The sequence below is a fragment of the Streptomyces sp. NPDC038200 genome (genome assembly GCF_055600785.1).
Genome location: NZ_JBVJYH010000016.1, coordinates 166,088 through 185,805, shown reverse-complemented (window position 1 = coordinate 185,805; position 19,718 = coordinate 166,088). Strand labels below are relative to the sequence as shown.

Below are 19,718 nucleotides of genomic sequence, written 5' to 3'. Positions count from 1 at the left end.
ACATGTCCGATACGCAGAGCGACGGCGGTGACTGTACGGAGCACCGCACAGCCGTCACCGAAGCCGAGGTGGAGGCGCTGGTCCGGGGCATCTGCTTCAAGACCGGACCGCCCCGCACACTCGGTGTCGAGCTGGAGTGGCTCGTCCACTCGCTGGAGCTGCCGCAGCTCCCTGTCACACCCGAACGACTCGAAGCGGCCTACGCCACGTTGCGGGCCGTGCCCCTGGGATCGGCGCTCACCGTCGAACCCGGCGGCCAGCTGGAGCTGAGTTCGCCCCCCGCCGCCTCCCTGACGGAGTGCGTCGACACCGTCTCCGCCGATCTGGACACCGTCCGGGCCGTGCTGGCCGAGGACGGTCTGGGGCTCGCCGGCATCGGCCACGATCCCTGGCACGCCCCGCGCAGGTTCCTGCACGAGCCGCGCTACGACGCCATGGAAGCCTGCCTGGACCGTACCGGTCCGGCCGGCCGGCACATGATGTGCACCTCGGCGTCCGTCCAGGTCTGCGTGGACGCCGGCCACGAGGAGCCCGGCCCGCTGGGGCACACCCGGCGCTGGTGGCTGGCGCACCATCTGGGCGCGGTCCTGGTGGCCGCGTTCGCCAACTCCCCGCTGCTCGGCCGACGGCCCACGGGCTGGCAGTCCACCCGCCAGCTGATGTGGATGGAGATCGGTGCCGGCCGGGCCGGCGCTCCCCCGCTGAACGGCGAACCCCGCGCCGCCTGGGCCCGGCATGTGCTGGACTCGCCGGTGATGTGCGTCCGCCGGGACAGCGGCCCGTGGGAGGTGCCCGAGGGGCTCACCTTCCGGGAGTGGACGCGCTCCGGGCGGCCCCGGCCGCCCACCCGGGCGGACCTCGACTATCACCTGACGACCCTGTTCCCGCCGATCCGGCCGCGCGGTCATCTGGAGTTGCGGATGATCGACGCGCAGCCCGGCGAGGACGGCTGGCTCGTGCCGCTCGCGGTGACGGCGGCGCTGTTCGACGACCCGGAGGCGGCCGAGACCGCCTACCGGACCGTGCGGCCGCTGGCCGAGCGGGCCCTGGACCTGCCCGCTCCGCACAACCCGCTGTGGGTGGCCGCGGCCCGGTACGGGCTCGCCGACCCGGAGCTGCGCGCCGCCGCCGAGGACTGCTTCGCGGCGGCCCTGCGGGCGCTGCCCCGGCTCGGCGCCGGCACCCGGATCACCGACGCCGTGGCGGCGTACCGGGACCGCTACGTCGCCCGGGGCCGCTGCCCGGCCGACGATCTGTCGGCCGGGCTGTCCGCCACGGATCCGCCCCGGTCCCGTCCCGGCCCGGCCGGGGGCACCCGCACCGCCCACGGGAGGAAGGACATCCGCACATGACCGCCCCCGAGACCGAGACCGACATCGAGACCGACATCGAGGCGCTGCGGAAGCGTGCGCTGGCCTCCCTGATCACCGCCCGTGACCGCACCACGCTGCTGACCGGCTGCGTCGAGGAACCCGACCTCACCGCGCAGCACTCCCCGCTGATGTCGCCCCTGGTGTGGGACCTCGCGCACATCGGCAACCAGGAGGAGCTGTGGCTGCTGCGGACGGTCGGCGGCCGGGAGGCGATGCGGCCCGAGATCGACAGCCTGTACGACGCCTTCGAGCATCCGCGGTCCGAGCGCCCCTCGCTGCCGCTGCTGGCGCCCGCCGAGGCGCGCCGGTACGCGGCCGAGGTACGCGGGCGGGCGCTGGACCTGCTGGAGTCGGCGGACTTCCACGGCACCCGGCTGACCGAGGCCGGCTTCGCCTTCGGGATGGTCGCCCAGCACGAACAGCAGCACGACGAGACGATGCTGATCACCCACCAGCTGCGCAAGGGCCCCCGGGTCCTGACCGCCCCGGACCCGGAGCCGGCCCCGCCGTTCACCGGTCCCGCCGAAGTCCTCGTGCCCGGCGGCCCGTTCACGATGGGCACCTCCGGTGAGCCCTGGGCACTGGACAACGAACGCCCGGCGCACCCGCGGGAGGTGGAGCCGTTCTGGATCGACACCGTCCCGGTGACCAACGCGGCGTACCAGGCGTTCATCGAGGACGGCGGATACGGCACCGAGCGCTGGTGGGCGCCGGAGGGCTGGGCGCACATCAGGCAGCACGGCACGGTGGCCCCGCTGTTCTGGCGGCGGGACGGCGGCCAGTGGCTGCGGCGCCGGTTCGGGATCACGGAGCCGGTGCCGCCGGACGAGCCGGTGCTGCACGTGTCCTGGTACGAGGCGGACGCCTACGCCCGCTGGGCCGGGCGGCGGCTGCCCACCGAGACGGAGTGGGAGAAGGCGGCCCGCTTCGACCCGGCCACCGGCCGCTCGCGCCGCTACCCGTGGGGCGACGCCGACCCGGCGCCCGAGCACGCCAACCTCGGCCAGCGGCACCTCGGGCCCGCCCCGGCCGGCAGCTACCCGGCCGGTGAGTCGCCGCTCGGCGTACGGCAGCTGATCGGTGACGTGTGGGAGTGGACGGCGAGCGACTTCCTGCCGTACCCGGGCTTCCGGGCGTTCCCGTACAAGGAGTACTCGGAGGTGTTCTTCGGCCCCGAGTACAAGGTGCTGCGCGGCGGTTCGTTCGCGGTGGACCCGGTGGCCTGCCGGGGCACGTTCCGCAACTGGGACTACCCGATCCGCCGGCAGATCTTCTCCGGGTTCCGTACCGCCCGCTCGGAGGCGGTCTGATGTGCCGCCACCTCGCCTATCTGGGCCCCGAGGAGCCCCTCGGCCGATTCCTCGTGGAGCCCCCGCACAGTCTGTTCCGTCAGTCGTGGGCGCCCCGGCGGCAGCGGCACGGGACGGTGAACGCCGACGGCTTCGGGGTGGGGTGGTACGCGGGGGAGGATCCGGTGCCGGCCCGCTACCGGCGGGCCGGCCCGATCTGGGCGGACCTGTCCTTCGCCGATCTGACCCGGGTGGTGCGCTCGGGCGCCGTGCTCGCCGCCGTCCGGGACGCGACCCTCGCGGGAGCGGACGCCGAGGCCGCGGCGGCGCCGTTCGCGGCCGGGCGGTGGCTGTTCAGCCACAACGGGGCGGTCGCGGGCTGGCCGGACTCGGCGGCCCCCCTGGTGCCCGTGCTGCCGCCGGTCGATCTGCTGTCGCTCCAGGCCCGTAACGACTCGGCGTTCGTCTGGGCGCTGGTACTGCACCGGCTGCGGTCCGGCGACGAACCCGACCGGGCCCTGGGCGAGACGGTCCGCCGGTTCGCCCGGGCGGCCCCCGCCTCCCGTCTCAACCTGCTGCTGACCGACGGCGACACGATCGCCGCCACCGCCTGGGGCGACTCGCTGTGGTACCGCGCCGAGCCCGGCCGCAGCACCGTCGTCGCCTCCGAGCCGTACGACGACGACCCGCTCTGGCGGGAGGTCCCCGACCGCACCGTGCTCACCGCGAGCCGCGCCGGCGTGCTGCTCGCCCCGCTGGAGGATCCGGCGGCGTCCCCCACCCTCGGCTCCGCTCGAGCGGAAGCGCCCCCACCACCGAAGGAGCCCTGCCGTTGAGCCCCCTGCACGTCACCCGCACCCTCCCCGAGGACGCCACGGACGCCGCACTGCGCGCCGACGTCCTGCACGGCCTCACCACCACCCCCAAGTGGCTGCCGCCCAAGTGGTTCTACGACGCCCACGGCAGCGAGCTGTTCGAGCGGATCACCGAGCTGCCCGAGTACTACCCCACGCGCGCCGAGCGGGAGATCCTCGCCACCCGCTCCGGTGAGATCGCCGCCGCCAGCGGCGCCCGCACCCTGGTCGAACTGGGCTCGGGGTCCTCGGAGAAGACCCGCTATCTGATCGAGGCGTTCCCCTCGCTCGCCGCCTACGTCCCGGTCGACGTCAGCGAGAGCGCCCTCACCCAGGCCGGCCAGGCCCTCGTCGCCGAGCATCCGCACCTCGACGTCCATGCGCTGATCGCCGACTTCACCGCTCCGCTGGCCCTCCCCGAGACGCCCGGCCCCCGGCTGGTGGCGTTCCTCGGCGGCACGATCGGCAATCTGCTGCCCGCCGAACGCGCCGCGTTCCTGGCCTCGGTGCGCGCGCTGCTCGCCCCGGGCGACGGGCTGCTGCTCGGCACGGACCTGGTCAAGGACGAGGAGGTGCTCGTCCGGGCGTACGACGACGCGGCCGGGGTGACGGCCGCGTTCAACAAGAACGTGCTGGCCGTGGTCGACCGCGAACTGGGCGCCGACTTCGATCCGGACGCGTTCGACCATGTGGCGCTGTGGGACGCCGAGCGCGAGTGGATCGAGATGCGGCTGCGCTCCCGTACCGCCCAGACCGTCAAGGTGCCCGCGCTGGACCTCGCCGTGGACTTCGCGGCCGGTGAGGAGCTGCGCACCGAGGTGTCGGCCAAGTTCCGGAAAGAGGGTGTGACCGGCGAACTGGCCGCCGCCGGCCTTGAGCTGACCCACTGGTGGACGGACGCGCGGGACCGCTTCGCGCTGTCGCTGAGCGTGGCGCGGTGAGCCGGCCGCGGTGGCTCAGCCGACGTTCGGGGCGAGCGCCTCGGTGATCTTCCGCGAGGCCCGGCGGGCCTCGGTGGCCGCGTCCGCGCCCTTGAGCACCCGGGTCATGTACTCCTTGATCGGGTTGTCGGCCTCGACGTCGGCCCACTGAGGGGTGTGGGGGGTCGCCCGGCCGTGAGCCGCGCCCGCGGCCATGGCGGCGACCCCCTCCTCGCTCGCGACCGCGTCGGCCAGCGTGGTCTTGTTGGGCACGTAGTTCATGGTGCGGGCGAGTTCGGTGTCCCACTTGGCTCCGGTGAGGGCCGCGACGACGGTGGTCGCGGCGAACTGGTCGTCGGTGTTCTGCGGGATGACCAGGTCCGAGCCGCCGGTGAAGACGGTGCCGGGCCGCCCCTCCGTGCGGCCGGGCACGGGGAAGAAGCCGATCTTGTCCTTCAGGTCCGGCTTCTGCCGGACGATCGACTGGACGAGTCCGGGTACGGCGACGATCTGTGCGACCTTGCCGCCGGCGAACACCCCGGCCTGCGGCGGGTGTTCCTCGTCCGCGTCGGCGGGTCCCTCGCCGAGCGCCTGGAGCCGCCGGTAGAAGTCCATGCCGCGCAGCGCGGCCGGGCTGTCCAGGGTGCCCCGCCACTCGAAGTCCTTCTCCTGGGCGAGGTCTCCGCCCTCGTCCCAGATGAATCCGGAGAGCGTGTACCAGTCCTGCCCGGCGAGGTAGATGCCCTGGTCGCCGCCGGAGTTGAGCTTCTGGGTGTCGGCGAGCCAGGCGTCGCGGGTCTTCGGCGGCTCGGTGATGCCGGCCTGCTCGAACAGGTCCTTGCGGTAGATGACGACACGGTTGGCCGCGTACCAGGGGATGCCGTACTGCTTGTTGCCGTCCTTGCCGGGCTGGGCGAGGCCGGGCAGCCACTTCTCCTTGCCCCAGTCCCGCATCGACTCCAGGGTGAGGTCGACGAGCCGGCCGCCGTCGGCGTACAGCGGCACCTGGGTGTTGCCGACCTCGATGACGTCCGGGCCGTCGCCGGAGTGGCCCTTGAGCGCGGCGCGGACCTTCTCGACGATGCCGGTCCATTCCTGGATGCGGATGTCGAGGCGCAGGTCCTTGTGGCTGCTCTCGAAGTCCTCGGTGAACCGCCGCAGGAAGTCCTTCGAGGCGCTGTCCTTCATCAGCCACACGGTGACGGTCTTCCGCTCGTGGTCGCCGGGCAGCATCCCGCAGCCGCTGACGAGGGAGCCGGTGACACAGATGAGGGCGAGCAGACGACGTCTCACGAGGGGTCCTGTTCTGTCTGGCAAGGATGCTGGCACAGGGGTGGAGGCCCGACGTGGGGGGACGAGCGCACGGGCTCGTACGGGTGTGCTGGATTTTGGTATGGACCAATGCGGAGGTCAAGCGCTACCGGCCGGTTCCCCGTGACGCCGTGCGGACGGGGCGGGGATGCGGCACGGTGGAGTACGGCGTGACACGAGAGGAGCACCCGCATGTCGAACCACACGTACCGGGTCACCGAGATCGTCGGCACCTCGCACGAAGGCGTCGACCAGGCCATTCGCAACGGCATCGCCCGCGCCGACCAGACCCTGCGCAACCTGGACTGGTTCGAGGTGACCCAGGTCCGCGGCCAGATCGAGAACGGCCGCATCGAGCACTACCAGGTGGGCCTGAAGGTCGGCTTCCGGATCGAGGACGAGGGCTGACCGGCCCCGTCCCGGGAATCCGGCAGGGCGCCGGGCAGGCTTCCCTCCCGCTCCCGCGCCTCCCGCGGCGGCGTTGCTCCGCAGGCACACCCGCCCCCCGCCGCTGACGACCGCGAACGGCAGGCGCTCGGGGCACGGACGTCGGCCCCACGGGAATCCCCCGGCCGCGAGGGCGTTGAACCCTGTGTGAGCAGCACAGTGATCGCCCGGACCCGGTTCTCCGTCCTCGACCGCTCCCGCACCCGCGAGGGGCGCCCGCCCGGGGAGGCCCTGCGGGACACGGTCGCGCTGGCCCGGGAGGCGGAGACGCTCGGCTACCACCGGTTCTGGGTGTCGGAGCACCACGGCGTGCCCGGGGTCGCCGGCTCCGCGCCGACCGTGCTCGCCGCCGCGGTCGCCTCGGCCACCCGCACCATCCGGGTCGGCACCGGCGGAGTCATGCTGCCCAACCATCAGCCCCTGGTCGTCGCCGAGCAGTTCGGGGTGCTGGAGTCGCTGTTCCCGGGGCGCATCGACATGGGGCTGGGGCGCTCCGTGGGCTTCACCGACGGCGTGCGCAGGGCGCTCGGCCGGGACAAGGGCGACGCCGACGACTTCGCGGCCCAGCTCGGCGAACTGCTGGACTGGTTCACCGGCGGCTCGCCGGCCGGCGTGCACGCCCGCCCGGCGGAGGGCCTGAGGGTGCCGCCGTTCGTGCTGGCCATGGGCGAAGGCGCGCGGATCGCGGCCCGCGCCGGCCTGCCCATGGTCATCGGCGACCTGCGCGGCCGGGAGAAGCTGCTCCGCGGCATCGACCAGTACCGCTCCCTGTTCCGCCCGTCTCCCTGGGCGGCCGAGCCGTACGTCGTGGTCTCCGGGACGGTCGCGGTCGCCGGCACCGAGGCCGAGGCCCGGCGGCTGCTGGTTCCCGAGGCCTGGTCGATGGCGTACTCCCGCACACACGGCAGCTTCCCGCCGCTCGCCTCCGCCGAGTCGGTCGAGGCCCGCACGATGACCGCGAAGGAACGCGGCTTCTACGAGTCCGGCCTCGCCGGGCACGTCGCCGGCACCGCGGAACAGGTCGCGCACGAGCTGGAGACGGTGCTGAAGGAGACCGGCGCCCAAGAGGTGCTCGTCACCACCAGCACCCACGACCGTGCGGCCCTGCGGGACTCCTACCGGCGGCTCGCCGCGCTCTTCGCGCCGGCCCGGTGACCCCTTCGAGATGCGGACCAGGCCCGGGCCGGTGACCCTGAGAGGGCAAGCCTCAAGCGACGAGGAGGGCTGCCATGTCCTTCATGGACAAGATCAAGGGCATGCTCAAGGGCCACGAGAGCACGGCCGACAAGGGCATCGACAAGGGCGGGGACTACATCGACCAGCGCACCGGGAACAAGTACCGGTCGCAGGTGGACACGGGGCAGGACAAGCTGAGGGACGAATTCGGCACCCGGCCGCAGGACCGGGGCAACCCTCCGCAGCCGTGACGCACGGGGGTGACTAGAGTTTCCCCCTGATGCACAGCCCCCATGACCCCTACGTCCGCGTCCGCGGCGCCCGCGAGCACAACCTCAAGGGCGTCGACGTGGACATCCCCCGGGACGTACTGGCCGTTTTCACGGGTGTCTCCGGCTCGGGCAAGTCGTCCCTGGCGTTCGGCACCGTCTACGCCGAGGCCCAGCGGCGGTACTTCGAGTCGGTCGCGCCGTACGCGCGCCGGCTGATCCACCAGGTCGGAGCGCCGAAGGTCGGCGAGATCACCGGCCTGCCGCCCGCGGTCTCGCTGGAGCAGCGCCGCTCGTCCCCCACCTCGCGTTCCTCGGTGGGCACGGTCACCAATCTCTCCAACTCGCTGCGCATGCTGTTCTCGCGCGCCGGCACCTACCCGGCGGGCGCCGCGCGGCTCGATTCGGACGCGTTCTCGCCGAACACGGCGGCCGGTGCCTGTCCCGAGTGCCACGGCCTCGGACAGGTGCACGACACCACCGAGGAACTGCTCGTCCCGGACCCGTCGCTGTCCGTCCGCGAGGGCGCCGTCGCCGCCTGGCCGGGCGCCTGGCAGGGCAAGAACCTGCGCGACATCCTGGACACGCTCGGCTACGACGTGGACCGGCCCTGGCGCGAGCTGCCCGCCGGACAGCGCGAGTGGATCCTGTTCACGGACGAGCAGCCGGTCGTCACCGTCCATCCGGTCCGGGACGCGGAACGGATCCAGCGGCCGTACCAGGGCACGTACACGAGCGCCCGCCGGTATGTCCTGAAGACGTTCTCCGACACCAAGTCGGCCACCCTGCGGGCGAAGGCGGAGCGGTTTCTCACCAGCACGCCCTGCCCGGCCTGCGGCGGCGGCCGACTGCGGCCCGAGGCGCTCGCGGTGACCTTCGGCGGCCGGACGATCGCCGAGCTGGCCGCCCGTCCGCTGACCGATCTCGTGGGGCTGCTCGACGGCGGCGGCGGCGAGACGGCCGGGGTGCTGACGGCCGATCTGAAGTCCCGGATCGCGCCGGTGGTGGAGCTGGGGCTCGGCTACCTCAGCCTGGACCGGGCCACCCCCACCCTGTCGGCGGGCGAGCTGCAACGGCTGCGGCTCGCCACCCAGTTGCGCTCCGGGCTGTTCGGCGTGGTGTACGTGCTGGACGAGCCGTCCGCCGGACTGCACCCGGCGGACACCGAGGCGCTGCTGACCGTGCTGGACCGGCTCAAGGCGGCCGGGAACTCGGTGTTCGTGGTCGAGCACCACCTGGAGGTGGTGCGCGGGGCGGACTGGCTGGTGGACGTGGGGCCCGGCGCGGGCGAGCACGGCGGGCGGGTGCTGTACAGCGGGCCGGTGGCCGAGCTGGCCTCGGTCGAGGAGTCGGCGACGGCCGTGTACCTCTTCGACGAGTCGCCCGGACCGGCGCGTGCCGTCCGGGAGCCGCGCGGCTGGCTGACGGTGGGCCCGGTGACCCGGCACAACCTGCGCGGGGTGACGGCCGAGTTCCCGCTCGGCGTGTTCAGTGCCGTCACCGGCGTCTCCGGCTCCGGGAAGTCCACGCTCATCGGTGAGCTGACGGAGGACGTGCGGGGCGTCGGGCGGCTGGTCCGGGTCGACCAGAAGCCCATCGGGCGCACCCCGCGGTCCAATCTGGCCACCTACACGGGCCTGTTCGACGTCGTACGGAAGGTGTTCGCCGGCACGGAGGAGGCCCGGGCGCGCGGGTACGGCGTCGGGCGGTTCTCCTTCAACGTGGCGGGAGGGCGCTGCGAGACCTGCCAGGGCGAGGGGTTCGTCAGTGTGGAGCTGCTGTTCCTGCCGAGCACGTACGCGCCCTGCCCGGACTGCGGGGGCGCCCGCTACAACCCCGAGACGCTGCGGGTGGCGTACCGGGGGCGGAGCATCGCCGACGTGCTGGACCTGACCGTGGAGTCCGCCGCGGAGTTCTTCGCGGACGTCCCGGCCGCCGCCCGGAGCCTGGGCACCCTGCTCGACGTGGGCCTCGGCTATCTGCGGCTCGGTCAGCCCGCGACCGAGCTGTCCGGCGGGGAGGCGCAGCGGATCAAGCTGGCGAGCGAACTCCAGCGCGGGCGCCGGGGCCACACCCTGTACCTGCTGGACGAACCGACGAGCGGACTGCACCCGGCCGATGTGGAGGTGCTGATGGACCGGCTGCACGGGCTGGTCGACGCCGGGCACACGGTCGTCGTGGTCGAGCACGACATGACGGTGGTCGCGGGCGCCGACTGGGTGATCGACCTGGGGCCGGGCGGCGGTGACCGGGGCGGCCGGATCGTGGCGGCCGGGCCGCCGGAACGGGTGGCCCGGGCGGAGGGCAGCGTCACGGCGCCGTATCTGGCGCGGGTCATGCCCTGAGCGAGGGAGGGCCCACCGGTTCCCAAGGCATCGATGTGATAACCGAGTTGGACAACTCCAGCGGTCCGCGGGGGGATGCCGCCGATAATGTGACCGTGGCCACTTCACCCGATCTCGCGCTGTCCGACGGCACTCCGGTGCGGTTCCTGCTCGCGCCCGGCCCGGGCGCGGCACCCGCCCCACCGGACGACGACCTGCCGGAGGGCATGGGCCGGGCCGTGCCGGTCGGCGCGGGCGGCCGGGCCGTCGCGAACTTCGCCGCCGAGGCGCTGCGCGGCGCGCTGCGGCCGATCGGCCCGCTGCTGCAGGAGGTCCACGACGCCGCCACGGCCGTGCCCGAACCGCCGACCGAACTGACCGTCACCTTCGGGGTGCAGGTCGGCCAGGACCTCAAGTTCGGGATCGTCGGCGCGACCGGGCAGGCGCATCTCACCGTCACCGCCAGCTGGAAGCCCGCCCCGGACACCGGCTTGACACCCCCCGCGGAGTGACGCGTGGGGTGGTTCCGGAACCGGTGGGACAGCTCCGGGAACCCGGCCCGGCATGTCGTGTGCATCCGGCGCACCGACGACGGCAAGGCCGCCGGAGCGGGCTTCGTGCTCGGCTCCGACACGGTGCTGACCTGCGCGCACGTCGTCAACGCGGCGCTGGGCAGGGACATGCTCGACGCCCGGGCGCCGGGCGTGGAGGAGGTGCCCGTCGAGGTGCCCGACGGGGAGACGCACGGCGGCAGCCGGCAGTACCTCGCCCGGGTGGCCCACTGGATCCCGCCCCGCGCCCAGGGCGGCGGAGCGGTCGGCGCGGGCAGCGCCGAATGGCTCGGCGACCTCGCCGTGCTGCGCGTGGACGCCCCGGCCGGTGGGCTTCCGCCGGGCCCGCACCACGCCGCCATGACGGTCGGCCACAAGGCGGACGCCTGGCACGGCGGCGGCCGTGCCTCCACCGTCGCCCGGCTCACCGTCGCCGCGCTGCACGGCCCGCTGGCCTACCTGGACGGCGAGCCCACCGGCATGGCGGTCGGCCCCGGCTACAGCGGCAGCCCGCTGTGGTGCCGCGAGGAGCAGGCCGTCGTCGGGCTGGTCGTCGGCCACTTCCTGCCCGAGGGCGGCGCGGGAGCACCGCTCGCGCTCGGCTTCCAGAGCGTCATCCGGCGTAGCTGGGCGATCCCCTGGCAGGCCGTCGAGGAAGAGCTGCGGCCCCTCGGCGTGCTGGACGGGGTCCGGCCCGCGCCGGTGGAACCCGACGACCCCGCCTTCGAGCTGCTGGTGGAGGCGATCGAGGAGGCGCTGCCCTCGGGCAGCGGGCGCGGCGACTGCGCTCGCCGGCTCGCCCGGCTGTGCGGTGTCGGCCCGGGCAGCGACGTCGTCCCGCCCTCCCCCGAGGAGTTCGCCGCGTTCGTGCTGACGCATCCGCGGGCGCTGGCGGCGCTGACCGGGATCCTGCGCCGGGACTCCCCGCGGGCGGCCGACCGGATCCTGGCCGCGGGCGCCCTGTCCCGCACGCCCCGGCTGCTGTCCGCGGCCGAGTACACGGAGCTGCGCAAACTGCTGCGCGCCATCCCCCCGGCCGTGCTGGGCCGGTTCCCCGAGGCGGTCCGGGCCGCGTTGCCGCACCTCGCGGCCCGGCCGGGCGGTGACACCGTGGACGCGCTGCTCGACCATCTGGAGGGCCTGCCCGGAGACGGCCGTGCGAGCGGCGGCGAACGCCGGGTGCCGGCGCTGCTGCGGGTGATCGAGTACGTGGGCGCCCTCTCCCCCGACACCCAGCGGGCGCGGCTGCGGATCTGGGCGGACGGGGTGGCCCGGCGCCTGGGCATCGACCGTTCGGCGCTGGGCGAACGCCGCTACGACGCGCAGGAATGGGCGCGGTCGGCCCGCGGGCGCGCCGTACGGATCCGGGTCCTGGTGCAGGTGACCGAGGCCGGGCGGAACCGGCACCGGCTGCGGATCTGGTGCGACGAGGGGACCGGGCCCCGGCAGGTCTCCGCCGAGAGCGTGAAGTCGTACACCGCCTCGGAGGCGGCGCGCGAGGTGCTGCGCGTCCTGGACTCGCTGACGCCGTCGGCCGAGGACGAGCGCCCGCCGCTGGTGGAGGTGCTCGTGGACCGCGGCGGCCTCAATCTGCCCGTCGACGAGTGGGCGGCCCGCGACCCGGCCGAGCTGGTGCCCGGTGTGCTCGGGGTGGAGTTCCCGCTGGTGGTGCACTGCCCCGAACTGCTGCGCCGCAACGGGCGGTTCGTCTCCCGGTGGCGCACCCGGTGGAACCGGCTGGACTCGGGCAAGGCTCTGGTGGTGTCCGAACCCACGGACCGGGACGCGCTCTACTCCCGGCTCGTCAACCAACTCGACACCGTGCGCGTCTCCGTGGACGTACCGCCCGGTCCTCCCCGGGACCGCATCGTGCAGACCTGCCTGGCGCTGGGCATACCTGTGGTGATGTGGGACCGGCGCGAGGACGGGCCCGCGCACAGCGTCCGGCACATGGCGGAGGTCGCCACCCGGGAGCTGCCCGACGGTGTCCACAGCTACCGGGCCAACGCCCAGGCCAATCCGCCCGAGTTCCCCGGCCGGCCGGTCCTCGCGTGGGCCGACGCCGACCGTGCCGTCCCTCGTCTGCATCTGTCCGAACCCCAGGAGGGCCCATGACATCCGCCGCCGACGCCGACTGGCGCCTGTTCCGAGGCGACGGCGTGCCCCGGGCCGTCAGCCTCCCCTCCGCGCCGCCCTGGCGGCGCTTCACCCCGGCCCGGGCGACGCGCCCCGAGCTGCCGTACGTGATCGACCCGCGGCACGCCGACATCGTCAACGCGGCCCTGCACCTGCGGCGCCCGCTGCTGGTGACCGGGCCCGCGGGCACCGGCAAGTCGTCCCTCGCCCGGGCGATCACCCACGAACTGTGCCTGGGCGAGCTGCTGCGCTGGTCGGTCACCAGCCGCTCCACCGTGCCGGACGCGCTGTACGTGTACGACGCGATCGGCCGGCTGCGGGAGACCACGCTCAGCCGGGACCGCGGCGAGGGCGAGCCGTCCATCGGCCAGTTCATCCGGCTCGGGCCGCTCGGCACGGCGCTGGTGGCGTCGGCCGCCCCGCGCTGCCTGCTCGTCGACGAGATGGACAAGGGCGATGTGGATCTGCCCAACGACCTGCTCACCGTGTTCGAGGAGGGCTACTTCGAGATCAAGGAGCTGGTCCGGCTGCCGGAGGGCACGGCCGACGTGGAGGTGCAGACCTCCGACCACCGGGGCGCCGTCCGGGTGCACCAGGGGCTCGTGCAGTGCGCCGAGTTCCCCGTCGTGATCATCACCAGCAACGGGGAGCGGGACTTCCCGCCCGCGTTCCTGCGCCGCTGTCTCCGGCTCGAACTTCCGGTGCCGGACGAGGAGCGGCTGCGCACCATCGTCGCCGCGCACCTGGGCGAGGAGGCGCTGCGGGAGGCGGACGACCTGATCGACGCCTTCCTGCGCCGCCGCGCCCTGGGCGAGCTGGCCACCGACCAGCTGCTGAACGCCGTGTTCCTGCGCACCGGGGGCGTCGACCTGGACGCGGACGGTCTGCTGGACGCCGTGCTGCACCAGCTCACCGGGGCGATGTGAGCGTGGCGGCGGGCGGGGGCGCACGGCTGGCCGAGGTGCTGCGGGTGCTGACCGCCTGCGGGCACGAGCTGGACGCGGACCAGGTCCTCGACGTGCTGTGGCTCGCCCGCCGACTGCCCGCGGACGCCTGCGCGCCGCTCCTGCGGGATCCGGCGCCCGCGCCGGTCGGCCCCGTGCCGGCCCCCGATCCCGGGCCGGAACGGACCGCCCCGCAGCATCCGGCGCCGGAACCCGACGACCCGGACCTGCCCGACCTCACCGCCCCTTCCCTGTACGCGGCGGCCCGGCAGACCCCGGTACCGGAGGTGCGGCTCGCCCCGGCCGTCCCCGAGCCGCGGCGGGCGCTGCCGGTGCGCGTGCCCGAGGACAAGGCCCTCGGCGACGAACTCGAACTGGGCCGGGCCCTGCGGCCGTTGCGCCGCCGGCTGGACAGCCGCCACCGCACGGAGATCGACGAGGAGCGCACCGCGGCCCAGCTCGCCGAGACGAACCTGCCCGACGTGGTGGAGCGGCCGGTGCGGGAGCGCTGGCTGAACCTGGCACTGCTCGTCGACGACGGTCTGTCGATGCTGCTGTGGCACCGGCTCGGCGCCGAACTGCGCGCACTGCTGGAACGGCTGGGCGCGTTCGCCACCACCCGGGTTTTCGGCCTGGACACGCGCGGCGCCCGGGAGCCCTGCCTGCGCGCCCGGCCGTTCCGGCCGGGGAGCGGCACGCTGCCGCTGAGCACGGTCAACGATCCCTCGGGCCGCACCCTCGTGCTCGTGGTCAGCGACGGCATGGGCGCCGCCTGGCGGTCGGGGGCCCTGCACCGGCTGCTGGCACAGTGGGCCGCGCGCGGCCCGGTCGCGGTGCTCCAGACGCTGCCGCCGGAGATGTGGGAGGCGTCCGGCATCGCCGCGGAGCGCTGGCTGGCCACGACCCGGCGGATCGGCGGCGCGAACGCGGCCTGGGAGGTCCGTGACCCGGTGCTGCCGTCGGAGGTGTCCCCCTTCGACGGGGTGCCGGTGCCCGTCCTGGAGCCGACCCCCCGATCGCTCGGGCACTGGGCGCGGCTGCTGGCCTCGCCCGGCACCACGGTGGAGCTGCCGCTGCTGGTCCGCCCCGACCCGTACGGCAGTGTGACCGCCGCCCGGGACCTGACCAGCGCCCAGCACTTCCGGGACGCGGCGACCCCGGAGGCGTACCGGCTGGCGGCACATCTGGCGGCGGTCTCCCCGTTGTCGGTGCCGGTGATGCGGCTGGTGCGGTCGGCGGTGCCGTGGCCGGCCACGACCTCGCATCTGGCGGAGGTGTTCCTCGGCGGCCTGGTACGGCCGCATCCGGCGCCGGTGCCGGGACCGCTGCCCGCCAAGCACCGGGTGTTCGACTTCGCCGAGGAATCGAAGACGGTGCTGCTGGACTCGGTGCCGCAGGCCGAACTGCTGCGCACCAGCCGGCGCATCGGCCGTCATCTGGAGGAACTCGCGGGCAACTCGCCGGACTTCCCGGCCTGGCTGGCCCACCCGGACGGTTCGGCCCAGCTCCCCGGCTCCCACCAGCCCTTCACCAGCGTCGAACGCCGGCTGCTCGCCCGGTTCGGGGTCTCGTTCGACCGGGTGCCCGGCCTGCACCGCGCGGAGCCGGACCGCACCGGCGAGCCCGCCGACGACTGGGAGCCGCTGACCGGCGAGGACCCGGTGCGGCTCGGCGGGTACAGGCTGCGCGACCGGCGCCGGGGCCGCCGTACGGTGCTGTACCGGGGGACCGACGCGCAGGGCACCGAGGCGGTGCTGCGCACCCCCCGGCCCGACCTGCCCGCGGCCAACGCGCAGCTCATCGCGGTGGAGGCGGAGGTGCTGGGCCGGTTGCAGGCCCAGTACGCGCCGGCGCTGCTCGCCACCGGTCCGGACGACTCCCCGCCGTGGCTGGCGATGGCCCCGGTGCGGGACCAGGACACCCCGGACGGGCAGCCGCCCCGGCTGTCGGACGTGTTCGCCCGGTCCCTGGAGGACGGCACCGCGCCGTTCGACCTGGTGCGCGGTCTGCTGCTGTCCTGGCATCTGGCGAACGCGCTCGCCCTGTGCCACGCCGGCGGTCTGGTGCCCGCCGACTTCGGCATGGACAGCGTGTACGTGCTGCGCCGCACCATCGTCCTCGGCGATCTGTCCGACTACGCCGTCGACGGCCGGTATCTGGGCGCCGGACCGGCGCCGACCGTCGCGGACAGCATGCGCGCGCTGGGGGCGATGCTCCAGCTCATCAGCAGCAAGGCCGGCGTGGAGGTGCCGAACCTGCCGGAGGGCATGCATCTGTGGCAGGGGGACGGCTGGGAGCAGCTGCGGCGCCTGGTGCTGCGCTGCCTGGACGACGACCCGGCCCGCCGGCCCACGGCCAGCGAGGTCGCCGACGCCCTGGCCAGGTACATCGCGATGGCCCGGCTGCGCTACGACGCCAGGAGCGGGCCGCCGGCCCCGCCGGTGGCCGGCCGGTCACCGGCCGCCGTGCCGCTCACCCCGCCGGTCCGGCCCGACCCCGCCCCGCCGGTCGACCGGCTGCTGCGTCCGCGTTTCCGGCCGGCCCGCGCCGAGTTCCACCGGCGCCTGGCCGGTCTGCGCGCCACGCTGTCGCACAGCAGGCGGGTGACGCTGGTCGGCGCGTTCCATCACAGCGGCCGGGCCACCGCGACGATGGCCCTGGGCTCCCTGCTGGCCGCCGCGCGGGCCGAACCCGTCCTCGCCCTGGACGGCGCCGCAACCGAAGGCGCCCTCGGCCCGTTCCTGCCCTCCGGCCGCAACCGGGCCGTGCCGCGGGATCTGGCCGCGCTGCCGCTCGGCCCGTCGTACGACGAGGTCCGCGCCCTCACCACCCGCCTGCCCTCGGGCCTGGAGGTGATCGCGCACCGCTCGGGACGATTCCGCCCCAACTCCGTGCACGCGCAGGAGTATCTGCGGGTGCTGGCCCATACGGCGCCGTACTACTCCTTCGTGCTGACCGACTGGGCGCCGACGGTGCTGGACCGGACGGCGGATGTGGTCCTCGACCACACGGACCGGCTCGTCGTGTGCTGCGGCACCGCCGACTGGTTCCTCGACGCGGCGGCGGCCACGCTCGACCGGATCCGCGAGGGCGGCCGGCGCCGCCTCGCCGACCAGGCCGTCGTCCTGGCCACCCGGACCGACGGCGCCGCCGGCCGCGGCCTGCCGGAGGACGTGCACGGGAGGCTGGGCGTCCCGGCCGAGCAGGTGGTGGAGGTGCCGTTCGACACCGGGCTGCAGTCAGCTCGCTGGGAGCTGAAGGATCTGCGTCCGGCCACCGTGCACGCCTATCTGCGGCTGGCCGAGCTGGTCATGCGGCCCCTGTAGCGCGCTCGCGACCAGGGTCGCGTGGGTCCAGGCGGGCTCGGGGGCGGCCGGCTGGGCGGCACGGGCGAGGGAGCGGCGGTCGGGGTGGGCGCCGGGCGGTATCACCGGCCGGACCTCCACCTCGGCGACCAGCCCCCGGGCCCGGGCCACCCGCCACAGGGAGGAGAGCAGGGTGTCCTCGCCGACGAAGGCCGCCGCGGTGCCGGGCCCGCCGTCCCGCAGCCGGTAGCGCAGGCGGACCGGCTGGACGGGCACGCCGGCGTCGAGCGCGGCCTGGAAGACGGCCCGGCGGAAGCGGCCGTGGGCGCGTCCGCACCAGGTGCTGCCCTCCGGGAAGGCGGTCACGGCGGCGCCCTCGCGCAGGGCGCCGGAGATCCGGGCGACCGTGCCGGGCAGGGCGCGCAGCCGGTCCCGTTCGATGAACAGGGCCCCGCGGGCGGCCAGCGCGCCCGCCACGGGCCACTGCCGGACCTCGGTCTTGGCGAGCATCCGGGCCGGGCGGACGGCGGTGAGCAGCGGGATGTCCAGCCACGAGACGTGGTTGGCGACCAGCAGCAGCCCGCCGGCCGGTGCGGCGGCGCCGGTGACGCGGACCCGGACCCCCATGGCCCGCACGATCGCCCGGCACCACCGTCTGACCCACTCGGCGGGGATCCTCCCGCCGAGCGGGGACAGCGCGATCCCGGCCAGCACCAGGACCACGACCGCGGTCAGCCGCAGCACGGCACGGGGTACGGCCGCGGCGGCCCGGGCCGGCTCCACGCACGCGCCCGGGGTGCAGGGCGCGGTGGGCAGCCAGACGCTCATCAGGCCGGGACGAGGGAGAGGAAGTGCCGCAGATAGCGCGGGTCGACCCGGCGCATCGACAGCAGGACGTACAGGTCGGCGACTCCGAAGTCGGGGTCGTGCGCAGGCTCGCCGCACACCCAGGCGCCGAGCCGGAGGTAGCCGCGCAGCAGGGCGGGCAGCTCGCTGCGGGCGGCCGGGGCCTCGGGGTTCGGGGTCCACGGCAGCAGGGGCCGTACCCGGAACTCCTCGGGTGCCAGATGCTTGGCGCGGACCCGCTCCCAGGTGCCGGTGGCGAGGGCGCCGCCGTCGGCGAGCGGCACGGAGCAGCAGCCCGCCAGCCACTCGTGACCCCGGTCGGTCATGTAGCGGGCTATGCCGGCCCAGATCAGGCCGATGACGGCGCCGTCGCGGTGGTCGGGGTGGACGCAGGAGCGGCCGACCTCGACCAGGCCGGGCCGGATCGCGTCGAGCGCGCCCAGGTCGAACTCGCCCTCCGAGTAGAGCCGCCCGGCGACGGCGGCCCGCTCCGGCGGCAGCAGCCGGTAGGTGCCGACGACCTGGCCGGTCACCGTGTCGCGCACGAGGAGGTGGTCGCAGTGGGCGTCGAAGGCGTCGACGTCGTGCCCCGGCTCCGCGCTGGTCAGCAGGGCCCCCATCTCCCCGGCGAAGACCTCGTGCCGCAGCCGCTGTGCGGCGCGCACGTCGGCCTCGTCGCGGGCGAGGGTGACGGTGTAGCGGGTGGGTGCCGCGGGCTGCGGTGGACGATCGAGGGTGGAAACGCCGGTCATGGCTCTCTCCTGGTCACGGGCCGGGTCGGCGACAGCGGCGGGGCCGGTGTCACGGCCCGCCGCTCCAGTTCTTCCGATGCCGGTTGGCCGGTGCGTGACCTGTGCCAGGAGAGCGGATGTGGGGATGCTGAACGGCGGGGTCAGCCGTTCTTGGCCACGCATCCGGCGAGCAGTCGCCCGGCCTCCTCGGGTTCGAGCACGCGCTCCAGGACGAGGTCGCCGGTCATGTGCGGGAAGAACCGGCCCGCGGGCCAGCTGCGCTCGTACGACGGCGGGTCCAGGACGAGCAGTCGTACGCCGTCCACGACCGGGATGTCCGAGGGGGTGCCCTCGTTCCACAGCACGTCGCCGGAGGGGGCGACCAGGTCGAAGGAGCCGGTGGTGGGCACCTGGCCGGGCTGGTCGCGGCAGACGGCGGCCTCCTCGGCGGAGGGGGCGCGGCCGGGCAGGTGGCCGCCGCCCATGAGGACGTCGGCGAGCAGGGTGTGCAGCTGGAAGTTGTCACCGATGCCGGTCATGCGCATGGCGTAGCCGGTGCCGGTGGGGCGGTGCAGGACGACGAGGGGTTCGTCGAGGACGAGCAGGGCGTAGGCGAGGCATTTGAAGTCGTGCCCGGAGGCTTCCTCGACCGAGCGCAGCGCCTGGAACAGGCGGGCGCGGGTGTCCGGGGCGAGGGTGGTGCGGACGGCGGTGTGGTTGAGCATGGCGACGGAGGCCCGCTCCCACTCGTGCAGGGTGAGCCAGGCGACGGCGGTCTCCCGGCCGACCCGGTCGAACAGGGCCGCGTCCGGCTGCTCCTCCGGGTCCGGGAACCGGCCGCCGCCGGTCGCCGCCCAGCGTGCGCAGAACAGCTCGACGGCGGCGAGGGTCCGGGCGAGGCCGTCGAACACGTGAGGCGCGCAGGCGGCCGGGTCGGCACCGCGCTCCACGCAGGCACCGACCGCCACGGCGATGGCGCCGTCCGGCCCCGGCGGCACCTCCGGCAGCAGCGCGGCGAGCCGCGGCCCGGCCTGCGTGACCTCCTGCTCTCCCGCGTCGTGGAAGTGCCGGTACAACTGCTGCTGCTCGTGCTGCGCCCGCTCACCGTCGCGCTTCAGCACAGCGGCCTCGAAACCTGCTACGGCGTCGAGGAACCGCTCCCTCCCCTTGTTCCCGAAGATCATGGGCGGAGACTACAGGGAGCCGGGGAACCAGACGGGGCCGGGGATGAGCACCACTCCC

At 74.7% G+C, this 19,718-nt stretch carries 16 protein-coding genes; 12 read left to right on the top strand and 4 right to left on the bottom strand.

Annotation, left to right across the window (positions count from 1 at the left end; translation table 11 throughout):
• Positions 1 to 2: 2 nt before the first annotated feature.
• Genes egtA through egtD form a run of 4 tightly spaced genes read left to right on the top strand, consistent with a single transcriptional unit; the run spans position 3 to position 4,457 of the window.
• Positions 3 to 1,352 (top strand): ergothioneine biosynthesis glutamate--cysteine ligase EgtA, encoded by a 1,350-nt coding sequence (gene egtA, locus ACZ7KF_RS28935; RefSeq protein WP_471081149.1) that lies wholly within the window; start codon positions 3 to 5, stop codon positions 1,350 to 1,352.
• Positions 1,349 to 2,683 carry an ergothioneine biosynthesis protein EgtB gene (gene egtB, locus ACZ7KF_RS28930; protein ID WP_471081146.1) on the top strand — a complete coding sequence of 445 codons (1,335 nt, stop codon included), beginning with the start codon at positions 1,349 to 1,351 and terminating at the stop codon, positions 2,681 to 2,683. The genes egtA and egtB overlap by 4 nt, the downstream gene beginning before the upstream one ends.
• Positions 2,683 to 3,498 carry an ergothioneine biosynthesis protein EgtC gene (gene egtC, locus ACZ7KF_RS28925; RefSeq protein WP_471081143.1) on the top strand — a complete coding sequence of 272 codons (816 nt, stop codon included), beginning with the start codon at positions 2,683 to 2,685 and terminating at the stop codon, positions 3,496 to 3,498. The genes egtB and egtC overlap by 1 nt, the downstream gene beginning before the upstream one ends.
• Entirely contained in the window at positions 3,495 to 4,457 is a 963-nt protein-coding gene (gene egtD / locus ACZ7KF_RS28920) for an L-histidine N(alpha)-methyltransferase (RefSeq protein WP_471081140.1), read from the top strand. Before egtC ends, egtD begins: the two co-directional genes overlap by 4 nt.
• Before the next feature lie 15 nt (positions 4,458 to 4,472).
• Here egtD and ACZ7KF_RS28915 read toward each other — a convergent pair whose 3' ends face one another.
• The gene (locus tag ACZ7KF_RS28915) at positions 4,473 to 5,729 is read right to left on the bottom strand and encodes an extracellular solute-binding protein (protein ID WP_471081137.1); all 1,257 of its coding nucleotides are present in this window, start codon (positions 5,727 to 5,729) and stop codon (positions 4,473 to 4,475) included.
• 210 nt (positions 5,730 to 5,939) lie between these two features.
• Here ACZ7KF_RS28915 and ACZ7KF_RS28910 point away from each other — a divergent pair, with 210 nt between their 5' ends.
• From ACZ7KF_RS28910 to ACZ7KF_RS28875, 8 genes are all read left to right on the top strand, one after another.
• Positions 5,940 to 6,155 carry a dodecin gene (locus ACZ7KF_RS28910; RefSeq protein WP_471081134.1) on the top strand — a complete coding sequence of 72 codons (216 nt, stop codon included), beginning with the start codon at positions 5,940 to 5,942 and terminating at the stop codon, positions 6,153 to 6,155.
• A 186-nt stretch (positions 6,156 to 6,341) separates the two neighbouring features.
• The gene (locus tag ACZ7KF_RS28905; RefSeq protein WP_471081131.1) at positions 6,342 to 7,349 is read left to right on the top strand and encodes an LLM class flavin-dependent oxidoreductase; all 1,008 of its coding nucleotides are present in this window, start codon (positions 6,342 to 6,344) and stop codon (positions 7,347 to 7,349) included.
• Positions 7,350 to 7,423: 74 nt separating this feature from the next.
• Positions 7,424 to 7,621, top strand: coding sequence for an antitoxin (locus ACZ7KF_RS28900; RefSeq protein WP_471081129.1), 198 nt, complete (start codon positions 7,424 to 7,426; stop codon positions 7,619 to 7,621).
• Positions 7,622 to 7,650: 29 nt separating this feature from the next.
• On the top strand, positions 7,651 to 9,984 hold the full coding sequence (locus tag ACZ7KF_RS28895; RefSeq protein WP_471081126.1) for an ATP-binding cassette domain-containing protein: 2,334 nt from the start codon (positions 7,651 to 7,653) through the stop codon (positions 9,982 to 9,984).
• A 95-nt stretch (positions 9,985 to 10,079) separates the two neighbouring features.
• Complete coding sequence (locus tag ACZ7KF_RS28890; RefSeq protein ID WP_471081123.1) at positions 10,080 to 10,475, top strand: CU044_2847 family protein; 396 nt, start codon at positions 10,080 to 10,082, stop codon at positions 10,473 to 10,475.
• Positions 10,476 to 10,478: 3 nt separating this feature from the next.
• The gene (locus ACZ7KF_RS28885) at positions 10,479 to 12,629 is read left to right on the top strand and encodes a VMAP-C domain-containing protein (RefSeq protein ID WP_471081120.1); all 2,151 of its coding nucleotides are present in this window, start codon (positions 10,479 to 10,481) and stop codon (positions 12,627 to 12,629) included.
• Positions 12,626 to 13,576, top strand: a complete 951-nt coding sequence (locus ACZ7KF_RS28880; RefSeq protein WP_471081117.1) for an AAA family ATPase — start codon at positions 12,626 to 12,628, stop codon at positions 13,574 to 13,576. The genes ACZ7KF_RS28885 and ACZ7KF_RS28880 overlap by 4 nt, the downstream gene beginning before the upstream one ends.
• Positions 13,573 to 16,920, top strand: coding sequence for an SAV_2336 N-terminal domain-related protein (locus ACZ7KF_RS28875; RefSeq protein WP_471081114.1), 3,348 nt, complete (start codon positions 13,573 to 13,575; stop codon positions 16,918 to 16,920). The genes ACZ7KF_RS28880 and ACZ7KF_RS28875 overlap by 4 nt, the downstream gene beginning before the upstream one ends.
• Here ACZ7KF_RS28875 and ACZ7KF_RS28870 read toward each other — a convergent pair.
• The 3 genes from ACZ7KF_RS28870 to ACZ7KF_RS28860 form a co-directional block, all read right to left on the bottom strand.
• Positions 16,834 to 17,727 carry a lysophospholipid acyltransferase family protein gene (locus ACZ7KF_RS28870; protein ID WP_471081111.1) on the bottom strand — a complete coding sequence of 298 codons (894 nt, stop codon included), beginning with the start codon at positions 17,725 to 17,727 and terminating at the stop codon, positions 16,834 to 16,836. The genes ACZ7KF_RS28875 and ACZ7KF_RS28870 overlap by 87 nt on opposite strands.
• The gene (locus ACZ7KF_RS28865; protein WP_471081108.1) at positions 17,727 to 18,497 is read right to left on the bottom strand and encodes a GNAT family N-acetyltransferase; all 771 of its coding nucleotides are present in this window, start codon (positions 18,495 to 18,497) and stop codon (positions 17,727 to 17,729) included. The genes ACZ7KF_RS28870 and ACZ7KF_RS28865 overlap by 1 nt, the downstream gene beginning before the upstream one ends.
• Before the next feature lie 140 nt (positions 18,498 to 18,637).
• The gene (locus ACZ7KF_RS28860) at positions 18,638 to 19,660 is read right to left on the bottom strand and encodes a hypothetical protein (RefSeq protein ID WP_471081105.1); all 1,023 of its coding nucleotides are present in this window, start codon (positions 19,658 to 19,660) and stop codon (positions 18,638 to 18,640) included.
• Between the last annotated feature and the right edge of the window lie 58 nt (positions 19,661 to 19,718).

Bases quoted from the DNA above. Each gene is read 5' to 3' on its own strand.
- egtC (WP_471081143.1), top strand. From the start codon at position 2,683: ATGTGCCGCCACCTCGCCTATCTGGGCCCCGAGGAGCCCCTCGGCCGA.
- egtB (WP_471081146.1), top strand. From the start codon at position 1,349: ATGACCGCCCCCGAGACCGAGACCGACATCGAGACCGACATCGAGGCG.
- ACZ7KF_RS28865 (WP_471081108.1), bottom strand. From the start codon at position 18,497: ATGACCGGCGTTTCCACCCTCGATCGTCCACCGCAGCCCGCGGCACCC.
- ACZ7KF_RS28900 (WP_471081129.1), top strand. From the start codon at position 7,424: ATGTCCTTCATGGACAAGATCAAGGGCATGCTCAAGGGCCACGAGAGC.
- ACZ7KF_RS28860 (WP_471081105.1), bottom strand. From the start codon at position 19,660: ATGATCTTCGGGAACAAGGGGAGGGAGCGGTTCCTCGACGCCGTAGCA.
- egtA (WP_471081149.1), top strand. From the start codon at position 3: ATGTCCGATACGCAGAGCGACGGCGGTGACTGTACGGAGCACCGCACA.
- ACZ7KF_RS28895 (WP_471081126.1), top strand. From the start codon at position 7,651: ATGCACAGCCCCCATGACCCCTACGTCCGCGTCCGCGGCGCCCGCGAG.
- ACZ7KF_RS28870 (WP_471081111.1), bottom strand. From the start codon at position 17,727: ATGAGCGTCTGGCTGCCCACCGCGCCCTGCACCCCGGGCGCGTGCGTG.
- ACZ7KF_RS28910 (WP_471081134.1), top strand. From the start codon at position 5,940: ATGTCGAACCACACGTACCGGGTCACCGAGATCGTCGGCACCTCGCAC.
- ACZ7KF_RS28880 (WP_471081117.1), top strand. From the start codon at position 12,626: ATGACATCCGCCGCCGACGCCGACTGGCGCCTGTTCCGAGGCGACGGC.